Consider the following 15,809-nt stretch of genomic DNA (forward strand, 5'->3'; position numbering starts at 1 on the left):
TGACTCCTTGGGACTGCGGCGTTTTCGAGACGCCGGTGACTGTCGAGGCCGCCAGTCCATTCCCACCCGCACGCCGCCCGTACCTGGCGGCAGTCGGCACATCCCCGACCAGAGCCGGGCCTGAGTCTACACGTGTAGATACGCACCGGCCAGGGATTGACGGCCGTAGTCTGACGTCGTGCAGCGGACCACTCGCAACGATGTCGCCCGGCTGGCGGGCACCTCACCGGCCGTGGTGAGTTATGTGATCAACAACGGCCCCCGGCCGGTCGCGAGCGCGACGCGCGCGAAAGTGCTGGCGGCGATCGCGGCGTTGAACTACCAGCCGAACCTGATGGCTCGCGCCCTGCGCTCGACGCGCAGCAACACGATCGGACTGGTCGTCCCGGACAGCAGCGAGGGCTTCTTCACCGAGCTGGTGCGCGGCGTCGAACGCGCGGCGTTCGCCGAGGGTTCCCTGGTGCTGCTGGGCAATTCGGGCTACTCGCAGGATCAGGAGCTCCGGTACGCGCGCACCCTGGCGGGCTTTCAAGTCAGCGGACTCCTGCTGGTGCGCTCGGAAGTCGACGGACACCACGCCATGGGCACCGAGTTCGGTGTCCCCGTGGTGTATCTGAACTATCGCGCGCCGCGCGGCGCGGACGCGACATCGGTGACGCTCGCGAATCGGCAGGGCGGGCGGCTGGCCGCGGAACATCTGCTCGCGCATTCCTATCGCCGGATCGGTTGCCTCACCGGCACCTCTCGCTCCGGCCCGGTAGCCGAGCGGGCGCGGGGCTGGGCGGACGGGATCAAGGCCGGCGGGGGCGATCCCACAGCGGTCCGGCGGACGGGGCTGGACCGGCGGGCCGCCCGCGCACAGGTCCGGGAGTGGCTGCGGCAACCGGATCGACCGGACGCGATCTTCGCCGCCGCCGACGGCCTCGCGCTCGATGTGCTTGCCGCGGCCCAGGAATCGGGCCTGCGCGTCCCCGACGACCTGGCCGTCGTGGGCTTCGGCGCCACGCAGCCCGCCGCGCACAGCTGGCCGCCGCTGACGACGGTGGGCCGATCGTTCGACGATTTCGGCCTGGCGGCAGTCTCGACGCTGGAAGCGGTGCGCGCCGCCGGCGTGCGGCAACCCGATCACACACTCGCGGTCGATCTGGTCCGCCGACGCAGCTGCGGCTGCGCGGCAGATTGCATGTAATATTGCGGCGTTGACCTACAAGGAGGCGCCCCGCCATGTCAGAGTCGCCACTTCCGCACCACATCTCCTCCGGCGAACTGCTCACCGACCGCACCTACGAGGCCCTCAAAACCGCGATCTTCCGCAACCAGCTGCCCCCGGGCACCGCGCTGAGCGTGCCGGAGCTGGCCCGGCAGCTCAATGTCAGCCGCACGCCGGTGCGCGAGGCGGTCCAGCGCCTGATCTACGAGGGCCTGGCCAACCATGTTTCGCGGCGCGGCGCCGAAGTGAGCAAGGTCGACATCGCCGACCTGCGCGAACTGTATGTGGTGCGGGAAATGCTGGAGGGGCTGGCCGCGCGTTTGGCGACCACGCGACTCGACGCGGCGAGTTTGACCGCGCTGCGGGACATTCTCGCCGAGCACGAGCAGGTACTCGGCAGCGGCACCGACCATGCCGCGCATGTCGAACTGGATATCCGGTTCCATCGCACGGTGCGCGAAATCGCCGCGAATCCCCATCTCACGGCGACTTTGGAGCCCATCGCGGGCCGGTCCCATCTGGCGCTGCATTCGCTGTGGCGCAGCGTGGACGCGCCACGGTTCGCACTGGACGAACATATTCAGATTGTCGAAGCCATGGCCACCGGCGACCCGGAGTACGCCGAAACCGTGGCCCAGCGCCATATCTCACGGCTGCGAGTGCGGCTGTCGCAGGCAACAACCCGGGAGGATATGGCGGGCGATGCCCCGCGGCGCCGGGAATTCTCCCTGCTGTCCGGCGAAGCAGCGGGACCCCAGCGGCGCGACGAATACCGCACACCGCTGGAGTCCCCGGGCTAGCGATTACCGGGCGGCGTCCAGCGCCGCTTCCTCCGCCCACGCCGACGGGGTGTAACCGCTGTAGTGGTCGGCGTGCGAATTCGTCGCCGAGGCCTGCGTGATGTCACCGCGCAGGTACGCCTCTGCCTCGGCCTGATCCTTCGGCGGCGGCGTCGGGGCCAGCCCCAGCAGTTTCGCCATGTTGTTGCCCAGGTAGCCCTCGAGATCGTCCTCGGACAGCGACAAACCCTGCGGCGGCTTGTGGCACAGCACTTCCAGCTCTCGCGCCCACATGCCGGGCTCGTTCGGCGGCGAATCGGTGCCGAAGACCATCTTGCTCTTCTTCATCTCCTTGGCGAACTCCACGATCCGGGATTGCAGCAGCCAGCCGGATTCCCCGATGACGTTGTTCGAGTCCTGGATCATCCAGAAAGCCTCGAAACAGTAGACGCCGCCGGTCTGGATCCCGAAGTGCCCGAGGATGAAATTCACCCCGGGGAATTCCCGGATGATCGGATAGAACTGCGTGGGAATGGAGTACGGGCCGTCGCCGGTGTGGATCAGCACGGTGACGCCGAGCTCGTCGCAGACCCGCAGCGCGGGACGCAACCAGTCCAGCGCCCGGTCCGGGCGGTAGGAGTGCATATTGGCGTGCAGCTTCATCATTTTGTAGCCGTGCTCCCGCACATGGAAGGCCAACTCCGCGGCGCCGTTCTCGGGGCCGAACCGGGGGTTGTAGATGAAGTTCCCGACGAAGCGGTCCGGATACTTCTGCACCATGGACGTCACGTAGGCCTGGTAGTCGCGAATTCCCTCGCGGCCGCTGCGATTTCCCTCCCGCCAGGCGGTATTGCCCGGCGGCGGCATGATGCAGCTGACGTCGACCCGGCGCGGTTTCCCGTTGATCCAGAACGGGCCGTCCATCATTTCCAGCGTGCGCTCGCCGGTGAACGGTTCGCCGGTATGCCGCCACGCCTCGTCGACGAGATTGGTCGGGTGGACATGGGTATCGATGATCATTTGCGATTCTCCTCGATGAGTGGTCGGAAAGAGCTCCCCGGCCGCGAATCACGCACCTACGGGCCGCGGTCAGCACCGCGGCGGGCCGGCCCGACTGCCGGCTCGATGGGACCGAGTTCAGCACAGCCGAACCCGGCTGTCAACGGATTGCATGTAATCTTCGAACCGCTGGCCTCCCCATCTAGCCAGGTCAGAACGCATTAGCTCCCCGTCAAGGATTTCGAGGCGATCGAATTGAGGGTTGACAACGGTCGCGGCTTGCCGTTTACATGTATCCGTGACCACGGCATGTGTGCCAGGTCACACTGCCGGTGACCTCCCGCTCCTGGGTTAAACCGTTCGGCACGCGCCAGGGCCTTGCCCTGGCCCGGGGAGAGCCATCTCCCCCTACGCCAACGGATTGAGGCGGCCGAGCCGCCCGGGAAGGCAGCGGCGGCCATGACACCTTCACTCCCCCAGCACTGCGATCTCTTACTCACCGGCGGCACCGTCCTCACGGTCGACGACGCGCGCACCGTGCACGAACCGGGCGCGGTAGCCATCACCGGCTCCCGGATCGTCGCGGTCGGATCCTGCGCCGAGCTGGCCGGATGGCAGGCGGAGACGGTCATCGACTGCACCGGAAAAGCCGTCCTGCCCGGTTTCGTCGACGGACACAATCACCTGTACCAGGCCTTGGCCCGCGGCCTGGGCGAGGGCATGTCGATCGTGCCCTGGCTGTGCGAGTTCATGTGGCCGTACTCGATCGCCATGACCATCGAGGGCGCGATGGCCGCCGCCCGCCTCGGGGCCGCCGAGGCGTTACGAGCGGGCATCACTACCGTCATCGACAATCATTACGCCCCAAGCGATTTGATCACGACGCTGGCGGTCGCCGACGTCATCGAGGCGGCGGGCCTGCGCGGTGTGGTCGCCCGCGGCATGATCGGCGACCGCACCGAGATCGCCGCCCGGCGCGGGCAGCCCGAGGGCCTGTTCCGATACAGCGCCGCCGACGAACTCGCCATGACCCGCGAGGCTCTGCAACACCGTCCCCGCGGCTCGAAGGTCGAAATCTGGCCCGGCCCACTCAATCTCACCTATGTCGATCAGGATCTGGTGCGCAGTTGCGTCGAACTCGCGGCGGAGTTCGACACCAAATGGCACACCCACTGCTGCGAGAGCCGCAAGGACCCGGAGAGCTATGTCGAGGCCTACGGCGTCCGGCCGGTCGAATGGCTGGCCAAGGAGGGCCTGCTCGATCACCGCGCGACCCTGGCACACGCCCTCTGGCTCGACGACGACGAGATCGCACAGGTCGGCGCGGCCGGGGCGGGCGTCGCCCACAATCCTTCTTCGAACGCGTATCTCGCGTCCGGCACGATTCGGTTGCGCGAGCTCCGAAACAGCGGCGCGGCAGTGTCTTTGGGTAGCGACGGCCCGAGTTGCGGGCACCGCCAGGATCTCTTCGAAGCCATGAAGCTGTCGATCTACGCCCAGCGGCTGGCCACCCTGGACCCGACCGCGTGCCGGGCCGAGGACGCGCTCGAGCTGGCCACCCGCGAGGGCGCACGCTACGCCGGTATCGACGCCGGGGTTCTCGAACCCGGCCGGCTGGCCGATGTCATCGTCGTCGACCTGGACCGCCCGCACCTGCGCCCGCTGCACCGCGCGGTGAGTTCCCTGGTCTATTCGGCGCGCGGCTCCGACGTCGAGATCACCATCGTCGGCGGCCGGATCGTCTACCGCGACGGGCGCTGCCTGTTCATCGACGAGGAAGTGGCCGTCGAACAGGCCGAATACCAAGCCACCCAGCTGATCTCGCGTGCGGGCATGTCCGCGCTGCGCCTGCCCTGGTCGCACTGACCCGCCCCGATCCCGCACGGCCGCGGCCCGGCCCCGCTCCACGACTCATCCACCGCACCGCGGCCCAGGAGTAGTAATGAAATTCTTCCCCCGACCCAGAAACCGGTCGACAACACCCAGAGACCCCGTCGATTCGGTGCCGCCGCTGCGCCACCTGATTCCGCTCGGCCTGCAACATGTCATCGTCGCCTACTCCGGCATGGTGACCTTGCCGCTGGTCATCGGATTGGGCATCGGATTGTCCCCGGCGCAGATCACGACCTTGGTCACCGCGAACGTCTTCGTCAGCGGCTTGGCGACGCTGCTCCAGACCCTCGGCATCCTCAATGTCGGTGTCCGCCTGCCGATCGTCATGGGTTCCACCTTCACCGGCATCACCCCCGCCATCATCGTGGGCACCGAATCCGGTTTGCCCGCGGTCTTCGGCGCGACCATCGTGGTCGGGCTCATCACCTGGCTGATCGCCCCCTGGTTCGCCCAGTTGACCCGGTATTTCCCGCCGATCGTGACCGGCACGACCATCGCGATCATCGGCTTCTCGCTGCTGCCCAAGACCGCGACCATGATCGCCGGTTCCGCGTCGGCGGCCGATCACGGCGCGCCCGAACGGCTGCTGCTCGCCGGCGCGACCATCGTGCTGGTGGTGCTGCTCGAACGGGTGATGCGGCCCGCCATCGGCCGCTTCGCGATCCTCATCGCGCTGGCCGCCGGGACCTTGGCCGCCTGGCCGCTCGGGTTGACCAACTTCTCCGCCACCAAGGACGCGCCGATATTCGGTCTCGTGGAACCGTTTTCGTTCGGCACCCCGACCTTCGTGCTCTCCGCCATCCTGCCGATGCTGATCGTGCAGGTGGTCAACATGGTGGAATCCACCGGTGACACGCTGGCCGTCGGCCAGGTGGTGCACCGGAAGGTCGAATCGGGCGATATCGCCCGCGCGCTGCGCGCGGACGGCGTCGGCACCGCGCTCGCCGGGGTGTTCAGCAGCTTCCCGTTCGTCACCTTCGGCGGCAATGTCGGGCTGGTCAGCATCACCCGGGTGATGAGCCGCTACGTCGTGGCCACCGCCGGCGTGATCCTGGTGCTCATCGGCTTGATGCCCAAGCTCGGCGCGGTGATCGCCTCGCTGCCCGGACCGGTGCTCGGCGGCATCAGCGTGGTCATGTTCGGCACGCTGGGCGCGATCGGCGTCAAGTTGATGCTGGGCGCGGACTTCAGCAATCCGCGCAACCACCTCGTCGTGGCCATCGCGTTCGGCTTCGGGCTCATCCCGGTGGGCGCACCCGACTTCTACGACCAACTGCCCGGGCCGCTCCAGACCGTGCTGTCGAGCGGTATCGCGGCCGGCGGTATCGCGGCGTTCCTGCTCAATCTGTTGCTGAACGGCGTCGAGCGGGAACCGGAAGAGCGTCCCGACGAGGCGGACGAGCGCCTGGCCGATCAGCCCGATCCGCAGGTAGCGAGCTGAAATGCCATGACAGACAAGGAATTGACCCCTGGCGTCCAGACGGAGCGCACAGCTCCCGTCGACGAGCGACCCCGCTTCCTGCACATGGTGCTGCTCGGCCTGCAACACACGCTGGTGATGTACGCGGGCGTGGTCGTGGTGCCGATCGTGGTCGGCACGTCGATCGGCCTCTCCGACGCCGAGCTGGCGAGCCTGGTCAGCATTGACCTGATCCTCGCCGGCATCGGCACCCTGCTCCAGGCGATCGGCGTCTGGAAGTTCGGCATCCGGATGCCGCTGGTCGTCGGCGCGGCCTCCAGCGGCATCGTGCCCATGGTGCTGGTCGGCCAGAGCCAGGGCATGGCCACCGTCTACGGTTCGCTGCTGGTCGCGGGCGTGCTCTGGATTCTGGTCGCCCCGTACTTCAGCATGCTGCTGAAGCTGTTTCCCGAAGTGGTGACGGGCACCGTCATCGCGCTGATCGGCCTGACGCTGATCCCGGTCGGCATCCGGCTGATCGCCGGATCCGACCCGGGCGCTTCGGATTACGGCCGGCTCGGCCACATCGCGCTGGCCGCCGCGACCATGGCGCTGATGGTGATCTTCCGGCGGCTCTTCGGCGGCCTGCTCGGTCAGCTGTCGATTCTGTCCGCGCTGGTGATCGGGGCGATCGTCGGATGGGCAACGGGCATCGGCAGTCTCACCGGCATCGGCTCGGGGCCGATCGTGGGAATGATGAGCCCGTTCCATTTCGGGGCCCTGCAATTCCACGTGCCCTCCATCCTGCTGTTCCTCGTCATCGTCTTCGTGCTGATGGTCGAGGGCGCGGGACAGGGCCTGGCGGTCGGCCAGGTGGTGGGCAAGCCGGTCGGTCCGGACGAGATCGCGCGGCTGCTGCGGGTGGACGGGCTGATGACGGCGTTCAGCGGCGTGTTCAACGGTTTCGTCTACACCACCTTCGGGCAGAACATCGGCCTGATCGCGCTGACCGGGGTGCGCAGCCGTTTCCCGGTGGCCGTCGGCGGGGTGATCCTGTTCGCCCTCGGCCTCGTCCAGCCCGTCGGGCGGGTGGCGGCCGCCATCCCGGAGCCGGTGATCGGGGCGGCGGCACTGGTCACCTTCGGCGCCCTGACCGTCGCCGGGATCCAGATTCTGGCGCGGGTCGACTTCGACCGATCCAGCAATCTGATGATCGTCATGCTCTCGCTCGGCGTCGGGCTGATACCCGCCTACGCGCCGCGCTTCTATCACCAGCTGCCCGCCTTCGCCGAGATGTTCTTCAAGAGCGGCGTCGCCACCGGCACCCTGCTCGCCATCGTGCTGAACCTCGTGTTCCACGCCCGGCGCAGACCAGTCGACCATCCCTCGCCCTAGCCAGAAAGTCCGTCATGCCATACGAATTCGCCGAGGCGAGCGCCGCCGAACGACCACGCTTGGTCATCGGTATCACCGGCGCCAGCGCACCCCACCTCGCCGTCCATCTGCTCACCGCCCTGCACCGCCTGAAAACCGTTGAGACACATCTGGTTGTCTCCCGGGCGGCGCATCGCACCCTCGAACTCGAGGCCGGGCTGCGGCCCGACGACCTCATCGGGCTCGCCGATGTCTACCACCAGCGCGGTGACATCGCCGCGAGCATCGCCTCCGGGTCGTTCCGCACCATGGGGATGGTCGTGGTGCCGTGCTCGATGAAGACCCTCGCGGCGATCACGCACGGCTATTCCGACGACCTGCTCGCGCGGGCCGCCGACGTCTGCCTCAAGGAGCGGCGACCGCTGGTGCTGGTCACCCGCGAAACCCCGTTGAGTCTGGTGCATCTGCGCAATATGACCGCGGTGACCGAGGCGGGCGCGATCGTGCTGCCGCCGGTGCCCGCGTTCTACGGGCAGCCGGCCTCGATCGAGGATCTGCTCGCGCATCTGAGCGGAAAGATCCTCGACCAGTTCGGGATCGAGCACGAGCTGGCGCCGCGCTGGCAGGGGCCCGTCGCCGCGCGGCAGCTGATCGGAGCTCTGGCCCGATGACGTACTCCGAGCTCTCGCGCCGCCAGGACCCGCACGACTTCCTGGAGCGCTATCTCGCCACGCATCCCGAGGACGTGCTGGCGGTCGGCGACGTCGTGCCCGCCGATCAGGGCGTGACCGGTTTGATCTACGAGCTGGCCGCGCACGGCCGGGACGAACTGGTGTACTGCCGCAAGGTCGACGGTGTCGCGGTCCCGGTGGTGAGCAATGTGTTCGCGTCCCGGCGGCGGATCGCCCGCATGCTGGACACCGAGCCGAGCGGTCTGCACGAGGCCTTCGCCGCGCGCGCGGCCCGGCCGCTGCCGCCTCGGCTGGTCGATTCCGGCCCGATCCTCGAAATCGTCCAGACCGGTGCCGAAGTCGACCTGGCGACGGTGCCGATGCTGCGCCATTTCGCCTCGGATCGTGCGCCCTACATCACCAGCGGCATCATCGTCGCCCAGGACCCCGAGACCGGCGTGGGCAACCTCAGCTATCACCGCTCGATGGTGCACTCGCCGACCGAACTGGCGACCAGCCTGCATTCGCGGGGCGACCTGTGGCGGATGCTCGCGAAATACGCCGAGCTGGGCAGATCGATGCCCATCGCCATGGTGATCGGCGGGCATCCGCTCTTCATGCTGGCCGCCTCCGCGCGGGTGGGCTACGAGGTCGACGAGCGCGCGATCGCGGGCGGCCTGCTCGGCGAACCGCTCGACATCGTCGCCACGCCACAGCACGGCATCGGGGTGCCGGCCTGGTCGGATTTCGTGCTGGAAGGCGAGATCGATCCCGGCGCGCACGTCGAGGAGGGACCGTTCGGCGAGTTCTCCGGCTACTCCTCGAATCGGTCCACCAACAATCTGGTGCGGGTCACGGCGATCATGCGGCGGCGGCAGCCGATGCTGTTCGACGTCGAAGGCGGCAATACCGCCGAGCATCTCAATCTGGCTCGTATTCCGCGGGAGTCGGAGATGGCGGAGAAGCTCAAATCCCGCTTCCCCGATGTGACCGCGGTGCACTATCCGACGTCCGGAACGCATTTCCACTGCTATGTGGCGGTGCGGCAGAGCCGGCCCGGCCAGGCGCGTCAGATCATGCTGGGCTTGCTCGGCTGGGATCCCTACGTCAAGACCGTGATCGCCGTCGACAGCGATATCGACGTCAGCGACGACTCCGCGGTGCTGTGGGCGCTGGCCACCCACTTCCAGCCGCACCGCGACATCCTCACCGTCGACGGGCTGCCCGGCTCGCCGCTGGACCCCTCCTCCACCAGTGACGGCACCACCTCCCGGCTCGGCCTGGACGCCACCCGGGGCCCGGGTTTCGAGGGGCGGCGCATCGAGATCTCGCCGGACGCAATGGATCACGCCCGAACGATCCTCCATTCCCTTACCACGCAAGGAGATACCCATGCCTGACAGCAAGATCCCGGTAACCGTGCTGACCGGATTCCTCGGTTCCGGCAAAACCACCTTGGTCAACCACATCCTGACCGCCAATCACGGGCATCGGATCGCGGTGATCGAGAACGAATTCGGCGAGATATCGATCGACAACGATCTCGTGCTCAACGCCGACGAGAAGATCATCGAAATGAGCAACGGGTGCTGCCTGTGCTGCACCGCGCGCACCGATCTGATCGAGATCCTGCGTTCGCTGCTCGAGCGCAGCGATCGATTCGATCGCATTCTCATCGAAACGAGCGGGCTGGCCGATCCCAATCCGGTCGCCCAGACCTTCTTCGTGGACGAGGAGATCGCGGCGAACTTCACCCTCGACGCCATCGTCACCTTGGTCGACGCCAAGCACGTTCGCGGTCACCTCGCCGAGGTCGGCGCCGACGGCGTCGGCCATCAGGTGGTCGACCAGATCGCCTTCGCCGACCGGATCATCGTCAACAAGGTCGATCTGGTCGACGCCGGCACGGTCCGGGAGGTCGAAGCCGCGGTGCGGGCCATCAACGCCACCGCCGACATCATCACCTCGCAGTACGCGGCGATCGATCTCGCCGACGTGCTGGGTATCAGCGCCTTCGACATGGCCCGCACCATGGCGGGCGATCCGCACTGGCTCGACGAGGACAACCATCAGCACGACCCGAGCCTGACCTCGGTCGGCATCGAACTCGACGGCGGATTCGATCAGCGCGCGCTGGAGTCCTGGCTCACCGCGCACCTGGCCGAACGCGGCAGCGACGTGTTCCGGATCAAGGGCCTGTTCGCCGTCGCCGACGACACCCGCCGCTTCGTGCTGCAGGGCATCCACAGCATGTTCGAGATCCGTCCGTCCGCGCCGTGGCAGGGCGAAAGGCCTTCCGGGAAGGTCGTTTTCATCGGCCGCGAGCTCGATCGCGCCGAACTGACCCGCGGCCTCCAGTCCTGCCTCGCCGGCTGACGGCGACCTCCCTTCCACGCACAGGAGCGCTCCGACATGGAATTCTTGCGACCCGGCTCATGGGCCGACGCGCTGGCGGCGAAGGCCGCCTACCCCGACGCGATCCCGATCGCCGGGGGCACCGACGTGATGGTCGAACTCAACTTCGACGTCAAACGTCCCGCCGTCCTGCTGGACCTGACCCGCATCGGCGAACTGACCGAGTGGGCCCCGGTGGGCAGCTCCCTGCGCATCGGCGCGGGGGTCAGCTACAGCCGGCTCATCGCCGAACTCGGCGGCCCGCTACCGGGCCTGGCGATGGCCGCGCGCACCGTCGGCTCACCACAGATCCGCAACCGCGGCACCGTCGGCGGCAATCTGGGCGCGGCCTCGCCCGCCGGTGACGCGCACCCGCCACTGCTCGCCAATGACGCTGTGGTCGAGGCACATTCGGTGCGCGGCGTGCGCCATATCCGGATCGCCGACTTCTACCTCGGGGTCAAACGCAGCGCCCTGGCCGCCGACGAACTCATCGCCGCGTACTGGCTGCGGCCGGCGTCCGGCCCACAGCAGTTCGCCAAGATCGGGACCCGCAACGCGATGGTCATATCGGTCACCGCGTTCGCGCTGTCGCTGCACCCCGAACGTCAGGAGGTCGGCACCGGATTCGGGTCGGCGGCGCCCACGCCGCGCCGTGCCGTGGGGGCCGAGCAGTTCCTCAACGCGGAACTGACCGCCAGCGGGCGCTGGGAGTCCCGAGCGGACCTCACCCCCGCCGTGATCACTCGCTTCGGGCAGTTGGTCGCCGCGGCGGCGGCCCCGATCGACGACGTGCGCGGCACCGCCGAATATCGCCGCCACGCACTGGCGGTACTGGCCCGGCGAACCCTCACCTGGACCTGGAAAGACTATGCGACAGAAAGGAAGGCGGCCTGATGCGTGTCACCTTCACCGTCAATGGCGCCCCCGTGACCGTCGAGGATGTGTGGCCGGGCGAGAGCCTGCTGTACACGCTGCGCGAGCGGATGGGGCTGCCCGGCTCCAAGAACGCCTGTGAGCAAGGCGAATGTGGTTCCTGCACAGTCTTTCTGGACGGGGTCACGGCGTGCTCGTGCCTGGTCGCGGCCGGGCAGGTCGAAGGCCGCTCGGTGCGGACCGTCGAGGGCCTCGCCGAGGGGGCGCAGCTCGATCCGATGCAGCAGGCTTTCGTGGAGGCCGGGGCGGTTCAATGCGGCTTCTGCACACCGGGTCTCCTCGTCCAGGCCAGCGACCTGATCGATCGGAATCCCGACCCCTCCGATCCCGAGATCCGGGAGGCGCTGGCCGGAAATCTGTGCCGCTGCACCGGATACGAGAAGATCCTCGACGCGGTCCGGCTCGCGGCCCAGCGCAAGGCGGCGCGGTGAGGGGGCGCCGCCGTGCGTGACATCGCGCACCAGCTGCTGCGATGGCAGTGCGGCGGAGTCGATTACGCGCTGGCGACGGTGATCGGCACCAGCGGCAGCGCGCCCCGGCCGCCGGGCGCGGCGATGGCGGTGTCGGCGGACGGGCAGGTGGCGGGGAGCGTGTCGGGCGGCTGCGTGGAAGCGGCCGTGCACCAGTTGTGCCTGGAGACACTGGAAACCGGGCGCGCGGTCCGCCAGCGGTTCGGTTACAGCGACGACGACGCCTTCGCGGTCGGGCTGACCTGCGGCGGGGAAGTCGAGATCCTCGTGCACCCGTCCCCCGGCGCGGCGCTCGCGCCCGCGCTCGAGGCGCTGGCGCGGGCGGAACCGGTGACGGTGGTGCGGTCGCTCGGCGCGACTGTCCGCACCATCGTCCGGCTCGGCGAGCCGGCGCACGAAACCGGTTTGCGCGGTGCGGAATTCGTGGAAACCTATAGTTCGCCGCCCCGGATGCTGATCTTCGGGGCGATCGACTACGCCGCCGCCCTGGCCACGATGGGCCGGTTCCTGGGCTATCGGGTGACAGTGTGCGATGCGCGCGCCGTGTTCACCACGGCGGAGCGTTTCCCCGAAGCCCACGAGGTCGTGGTGGACTGGCCGGACCGCTATCTGCGGTCGCTCACCGTCGACGCCCGGACCGTGGTGTGCGTCCTGACCCACGACGCCAAGTTCGACATCCCGTTGCTGGAGCTCGCACTCCGGCTTCCGGTCGGCTACGTGGGTGCGATGGGCTCCCGGCGCACCCACGTCGAACGACTGCGACGCCTGCGTGACAGTGGTTTGACCGACGGCGAATTGGCACGATTGCGCTCACCGATCGGGCTCGACCTGGGCGGGCGGACACCTGCCGAAACCGCCCTGTCGATCGCCGCCGAGATCGTCGCCGAGGTGCGGGGCGGCACCGCGGCGCCGCTGGCGCTCACCGGGGGCGCGATTCATCGATAGGCCTACGGTCAGGGCGATATCCCGCCAGCGCTGGGTTCGGGCGATTTCTACGGTCGGTCGTATGAAATCTGCTCCTACTGTCGAGGTTCGCACCGGCACGCGATTGCGTGGATCGGTTGTGCTGTTCATGTCGCTCGCGGCGGCGCTCGGAACATCCGCTACCTACCCTTTGCAGCCCGCGATCGCGGATGTGGCGGACTCGCTGGGTGCACCGATGACGGCGATCGGATTGGCGCTCGCCTGCGGGCCGATCGGGTATATGGCGGGGCTCGCGTTGCTGGTTCCACTGGTGGATCGGTTCCCGCCCGGACGGGTGATAGCGGCCCAATTCGGGGTGCTGGCAATCGCTTTGGCTGTGAGCGCCGGGATCGGGGGCGCGTGGCAGCTCGGGCTGACGGCGGCGGTGATCGGGGCCTGCTCGGCGGTCGGGGCAGGGCTCAGTTCCGTCGCGGGACGGCTCGCCGCGCCGGAGCGGCGCGCGACGACGCTCGGGATCGTGACGGCAGGGATCTCGGCGGGCATCCTGGCCGGGCGCATCGTCGGCGGTTGGCTGGCGGACGAGATCGGCTGGCGGGCCATGCTTCTGACGTTCGCCGCGGCCAGCGCGCTGATCGCGGGGTGGTGCCTGTTGGCGCTGCCGGACGCTCCGGGCGGTGGCGGGCGCGGTTACCTCGCGACCCTGCGGTCCCTGCCCGGACTGCTCGTGCGGAACGCCACGCTGCGGGTCGCGGCCGGTGCGGGGGCGCTGTGGTTTTTCGCGTTCTGTGCGGTCTGGGCCGGGCTCGCGGTCGCGCTGTCCGCGCCCCCGTTCTCGTATTCGGCCGAACGCATCGGCCTGTACGCCCTGGCCGGGCTCGCGGGCATTCTGGCGACGCGAATCGCCGGGAACTGGACCGACCGCGTCGGCGCTCGGCGGGTCATCCGCTTCGGTCTGGCGCTGGCCGGAATCGCCGCACTCGTCGCCGGGTTCACGCTCACCAGCACCCGCACGACGCTGATCTGCCTGGCGCTGTTCGACGCCGGGCTCTTCGCCGCGCAGGTGGCGAATCAGAGCACGGTGCTCGCCATCGATCCGGCCGCTCCGGCCCGCTTCAACAGCGCGTACATGCTGGTGTACTTCGTGGGCGGCAGCCTCGGCACCGCGTTCGGCGCGGCAGCCGTCGAATGGTTCGGCTGGGCGGGCACCATGGTGATCACCGCGGTCGCCATCGGCGCCGCCGCGGTGATCGTCACCCGCACCCGGATCGCGGCGTGACTCCCGCCATATCAGAACTGTGTCGACGAGCTATCGAGAAGTGCGTACGCTCTGTTAGGTAACCCTAATATGGAGGTGTTCTATTGGCTCGCCCTCGCACCACCCTCGTCGTCCAGAAGACGATTCGCCTCACCGATCACATGATCCGGGTGTATCTGGGCGGTCCCGGCTTCGCCGCGTTCCAGCCCAACGAGTTCACCGACGCCTACGTCAAGCTGGTCTTCCCCGGCTCGGACGGTGAGACCGTCCGCACCTACACGGTGCGCTCGATCGACCACGCGGCGCAGGAGATCGCGATCGATTTCGTCTACCACGGCGACGAGGGCGTCGCGGGCCCGTGGGCGGCGGCCGCCGCGCCCGGCGACACCATCGAACTGATGGGACCCGGCGGCGCCTACGCCCCGCGCCCCGACGCCGACTGGCACCTGCTCGCGGGCGACGACTCCGCCCTGCCCGCGATCGCCGCCGCCTGCGCCGCCCTGCCGGCCGGGGCCGTCGGCCACGTGTTCCTCGAAATCGGCGGCCCGGCAGACGAATTGGCCATCGAGACACCCGCGGGCGTCCAGCTCACCTGGCTGCACCGCGGCGACGCCGCCCCGGGCGAGAAACTCGCCGCCGCCGTGCGCGCCGAACCCTGGCGCGAAGGACAGGTGCACGTCTTCATTCACGGCGAAGCCCAGGCGGTCATGCACGAACTGCGGCCCTATATCCGCAAGGAACGCGGCGTACCCGCCGAGTGGGCGTCCTCGATTTCCGGCTACTGGCGGCGCGGACGCACCGAGGAGGGTTTCCGGCGCTGGAAATCCGAACTCGCCGAAAAGGAGCAAGCCGCCCGCTCCGCGGTCTGAACCGGCATCGCCCGCCCGGCCTCGCGAACAGGCCGGACGGGCGATGGGGTGGAACAGGTCAGTCCGTTGTCGTCTTCCAGGTACTCACGGCCCAGATGACCACGACGTCCAGCGCGATGATCAGAATCGACCAAGCCGGGTAGTACGGCAGCGCCAGGAAGTTCGTCACGATGGACACCGCCGCGAGGGTGATCGCGGCGACGCGGCCCCAGGTGGTGCCCGTGGCCAGCCCGAGCGCGCAGATGATCAGCAGGATCCCGGTGACGATATGGATCCAGCCCCAAGTGGTGAGATCGAACTTGTAGGTGTACTCCGGGCCGACGACGAAGACGCTGTCGTCGCCCACGGCGGAAATCCCCTCGAGCAGGTTGAGCAGGCCGACGACGAACAGCAGGATCGCCGCGCCGATCGCGGTTCCCATGGCGAGGCCCTGACGCACCTGGCGGTCGGGCTCGGGTGACGAGTGGGACATGAGCGGATCCTTTCTCGGAAAAGATCGAAAATCAGGTTTGCTGCGTATTGCCCACATTAAGGTCAATAGCGCATCAATCGCGGGATTTGCGGCCCCAATCCGAATTGCAGCAAATATCTAGTTATTAGAATGGCCTCTCGGTTCAGTCCCCGCCCGAGAGGAAT

General features: G+C 68.3%; 15 protein-coding genes. 13 read left to right on the top strand and 2 right to left on the bottom strand.

Annotated elements, in window-relative coordinates:
* Positions 1-178: 178 nt before the first annotated feature.
* Together AB0M14_RS35945 and AB0M14_RS35950 are read left to right on the top strand one after the other, a co-directional pair.
* Positions 179-1,189 carry a LacI family DNA-binding transcriptional regulator gene (locus AB0M14_RS35945; protein ID WP_365004043.1) on the top strand — a complete coding sequence of 337 codons (1,011 nt, stop codon included), beginning with the start codon at positions 179-181 and terminating at the stop codon, positions 1,187-1,189.
* Between the two features lie 35 nt (positions 1,190-1,224).
* Positions 1,225-2,010: a GntR family transcriptional regulator gene (locus tag AB0M14_RS35950; protein ID WP_365004046.1), complete on the top strand. Its 786-nt coding sequence runs from the start codon at positions 1,225-1,227 to the stop codon at positions 2,008-2,010.
* Between the two features lie 3 nt (positions 2,011-2,013).
* Here the strand turns inward: AB0M14_RS35950 and AB0M14_RS35955 are convergent, their stop codons facing one another.
* Positions 2,014-3,009, bottom strand: coding sequence for an amidohydrolase family protein (locus AB0M14_RS35955; RefSeq protein ID WP_365004049.1), 996 nt, complete (start codon positions 3,007-3,009; stop codon positions 2,014-2,016).
* Positions 3,010-3,447: 438 nt separating this feature from the next.
* On the opposite strand from AB0M14_RS35955, the gene AB0M14_RS35960 reads away from it, so the two are divergent.
* From AB0M14_RS35960 to AB0M14_RS36010, 11 genes are all read left to right on the top strand, one after another.
* Positions 3,448-4,854 carry an amidohydrolase gene (locus tag AB0M14_RS35960; RefSeq protein WP_365004052.1) on the top strand — a complete coding sequence of 469 codons (1,407 nt, stop codon included), beginning with the start codon at positions 3,448-3,450 and terminating at the stop codon, positions 4,852-4,854.
* 76 nt (positions 4,855-4,930) lie between these two features.
* Positions 4,931-6,322, top strand: a complete 1,392-nt coding sequence (locus tag AB0M14_RS35965) for a nucleobase:cation symporter-2 family protein (RefSeq protein ID WP_365004054.1) — start codon at positions 4,931-4,933, stop codon at positions 6,320-6,322.
* Between the two features lie 6 nt (positions 6,323-6,328).
* Positions 6,329-7,675, top strand: a complete 1,347-nt coding sequence (locus AB0M14_RS35970; protein WP_365004057.1) for a nucleobase:cation symporter-2 family protein — start codon at positions 6,329-6,331, stop codon at positions 7,673-7,675.
* Between the two features lie 14 nt (positions 7,676-7,689).
* Positions 7,690-8,325, top strand: a complete 636-nt coding sequence (locus AB0M14_RS35975) for a UbiX family flavin prenyltransferase (protein WP_365004060.1) — start codon at positions 7,690-7,692, stop codon at positions 8,323-8,325.
* On the top strand, positions 8,322-9,725 hold the full coding sequence (locus tag AB0M14_RS35980) for a UbiD family decarboxylase (RefSeq protein WP_365004063.1): 1,404 nt from the start codon (positions 8,322-8,324) through the stop codon (positions 9,723-9,725). Before AB0M14_RS35975 ends, AB0M14_RS35980 begins: the two co-directional genes overlap by 4 nt.
* A complete protein-coding gene (locus tag AB0M14_RS35985; protein ID WP_365004066.1) occupies positions 9,718-10,701 on the top strand; it encodes a GTP-binding protein in 984 nt (327 codons plus the stop codon). Before AB0M14_RS35980 ends, AB0M14_RS35985 begins: the two co-directional genes overlap by 8 nt.
* Positions 10,702-10,737: 36 nt before the next feature.
* On the top strand, positions 10,738-11,616 hold the full coding sequence (locus AB0M14_RS35990) for an FAD binding domain-containing protein (protein WP_365004069.1): 879 nt from the start codon (positions 10,738-10,740) through the stop codon (positions 11,614-11,616).
* On the top strand, positions 11,616-12,086 hold the full coding sequence (locus tag AB0M14_RS35995) for a (2Fe-2S)-binding protein (RefSeq protein WP_365004072.1): 471 nt from the start codon (positions 11,616-11,618) through the stop codon (positions 12,084-12,086). Before AB0M14_RS35990 ends, AB0M14_RS35995 begins: the two co-directional genes overlap by 1 nt.
* 12 nt (positions 12,087-12,098) lie before the next feature.
* On the top strand, positions 12,099-13,070 hold the full coding sequence (locus tag AB0M14_RS36000) for an XdhC family protein (RefSeq protein ID WP_365004073.1): 972 nt from the start codon (positions 12,099-12,101) through the stop codon (positions 13,068-13,070).
* A 61-nt stretch (positions 13,071-13,131) separates the two neighbouring features.
* Complete coding sequence (locus AB0M14_RS36005; RefSeq protein ID WP_365004076.1) at positions 13,132-14,325, top strand: MFS transporter; 1,194 nt, start codon at positions 13,132-13,134, stop codon at positions 14,323-14,325.
* A gap of 83 nt (positions 14,326-14,408) precedes the next feature.
* The gene (locus tag AB0M14_RS36010) at positions 14,409-15,173 is read left to right on the top strand and encodes a siderophore-interacting protein (RefSeq protein WP_365004078.1); all 765 of its coding nucleotides are present in this window, start codon (positions 14,409-14,411) and stop codon (positions 15,171-15,173) included.
* Positions 15,174-15,231: 58 nt separating this feature from the next.
* Here the strand turns inward: AB0M14_RS36010 and AB0M14_RS36015 are convergent, their stop codons facing one another.
* Complete coding sequence (locus AB0M14_RS36015; RefSeq protein WP_365004080.1) at positions 15,232-15,645, bottom strand: hypothetical protein; 414 nt, start codon at positions 15,643-15,645, stop codon at positions 15,232-15,234.
* Positions 15,646-15,809: the final 164 nt, after the last annotated feature.

It is taken from the genome of Nocardia sp. NPDC051832 (genome assembly GCF_040681285.1).
Classification (GTDB): Bacteria; Actinomycetota; Actinomycetes; order Mycobacteriales; family Mycobacteriaceae; genus Nocardia.

Bases quoted from the DNA above. Each gene is read 5' to 3' on its own strand.
- AB0M14_RS35950 (WP_365004046.1), top strand. From the start codon at position 1,225: ATGTCAGAGTCGCCACTTCCGCACCACATCTCCTCCGGCGAACTGCTC.
- AB0M14_RS35955 (WP_365004049.1), bottom strand. From the start codon at position 3,009: ATGATCATCGATACCCATGTCCACCCGACCAATCTCGTCGACGAGGCG.
- AB0M14_RS35960 (WP_365004052.1), top strand. From the start codon at position 3,448: ATGACACCTTCACTCCCCCAGCACTGCGATCTCTTACTCACCGGCGGC.
- AB0M14_RS35965 (WP_365004054.1), top strand. From the start codon at position 4,931: ATGAAATTCTTCCCCCGACCCAGAAACCGGTCGACAACACCCAGAGAC.
- AB0M14_RS35970 (WP_365004057.1), top strand. From the start codon at position 6,329: ATGACAGACAAGGAATTGACCCCTGGCGTCCAGACGGAGCGCACAGCT.
- AB0M14_RS35975 (WP_365004060.1), top strand. From the start codon at position 7,690: ATGCCATACGAATTCGCCGAGGCGAGCGCCGCCGAACGACCACGCTTG.
- AB0M14_RS35980 (WP_365004063.1), top strand. From the start codon at position 8,322: ATGACGTACTCCGAGCTCTCGCGCCGCCAGGACCCGCACGACTTCCTG.
- AB0M14_RS35985 (WP_365004066.1), top strand. From the start codon at position 9,718: ATGCCTGACAGCAAGATCCCGGTAACCGTGCTGACCGGATTCCTCGGT.
- AB0M14_RS35990 (WP_365004069.1), top strand. From the start codon at position 10,738: ATGGAATTCTTGCGACCCGGCTCATGGGCCGACGCGCTGGCGGCGAAG.
- AB0M14_RS35995 (WP_365004072.1), top strand. From the start codon at position 11,616: ATGCGTGTCACCTTCACCGTCAATGGCGCCCCCGTGACCGTCGAGGAT.
- AB0M14_RS36005 (WP_365004076.1), top strand. From the start codon at position 13,132: ATGAAATCTGCTCCTACTGTCGAGGTTCGCACCGGCACGCGATTGCGT.
- AB0M14_RS36015 (WP_365004080.1), bottom strand. From the start codon at position 15,645: ATGTCCCACTCGTCACCCGAGCCCGACCGCCAGGTGCGTCAGGGCCTC.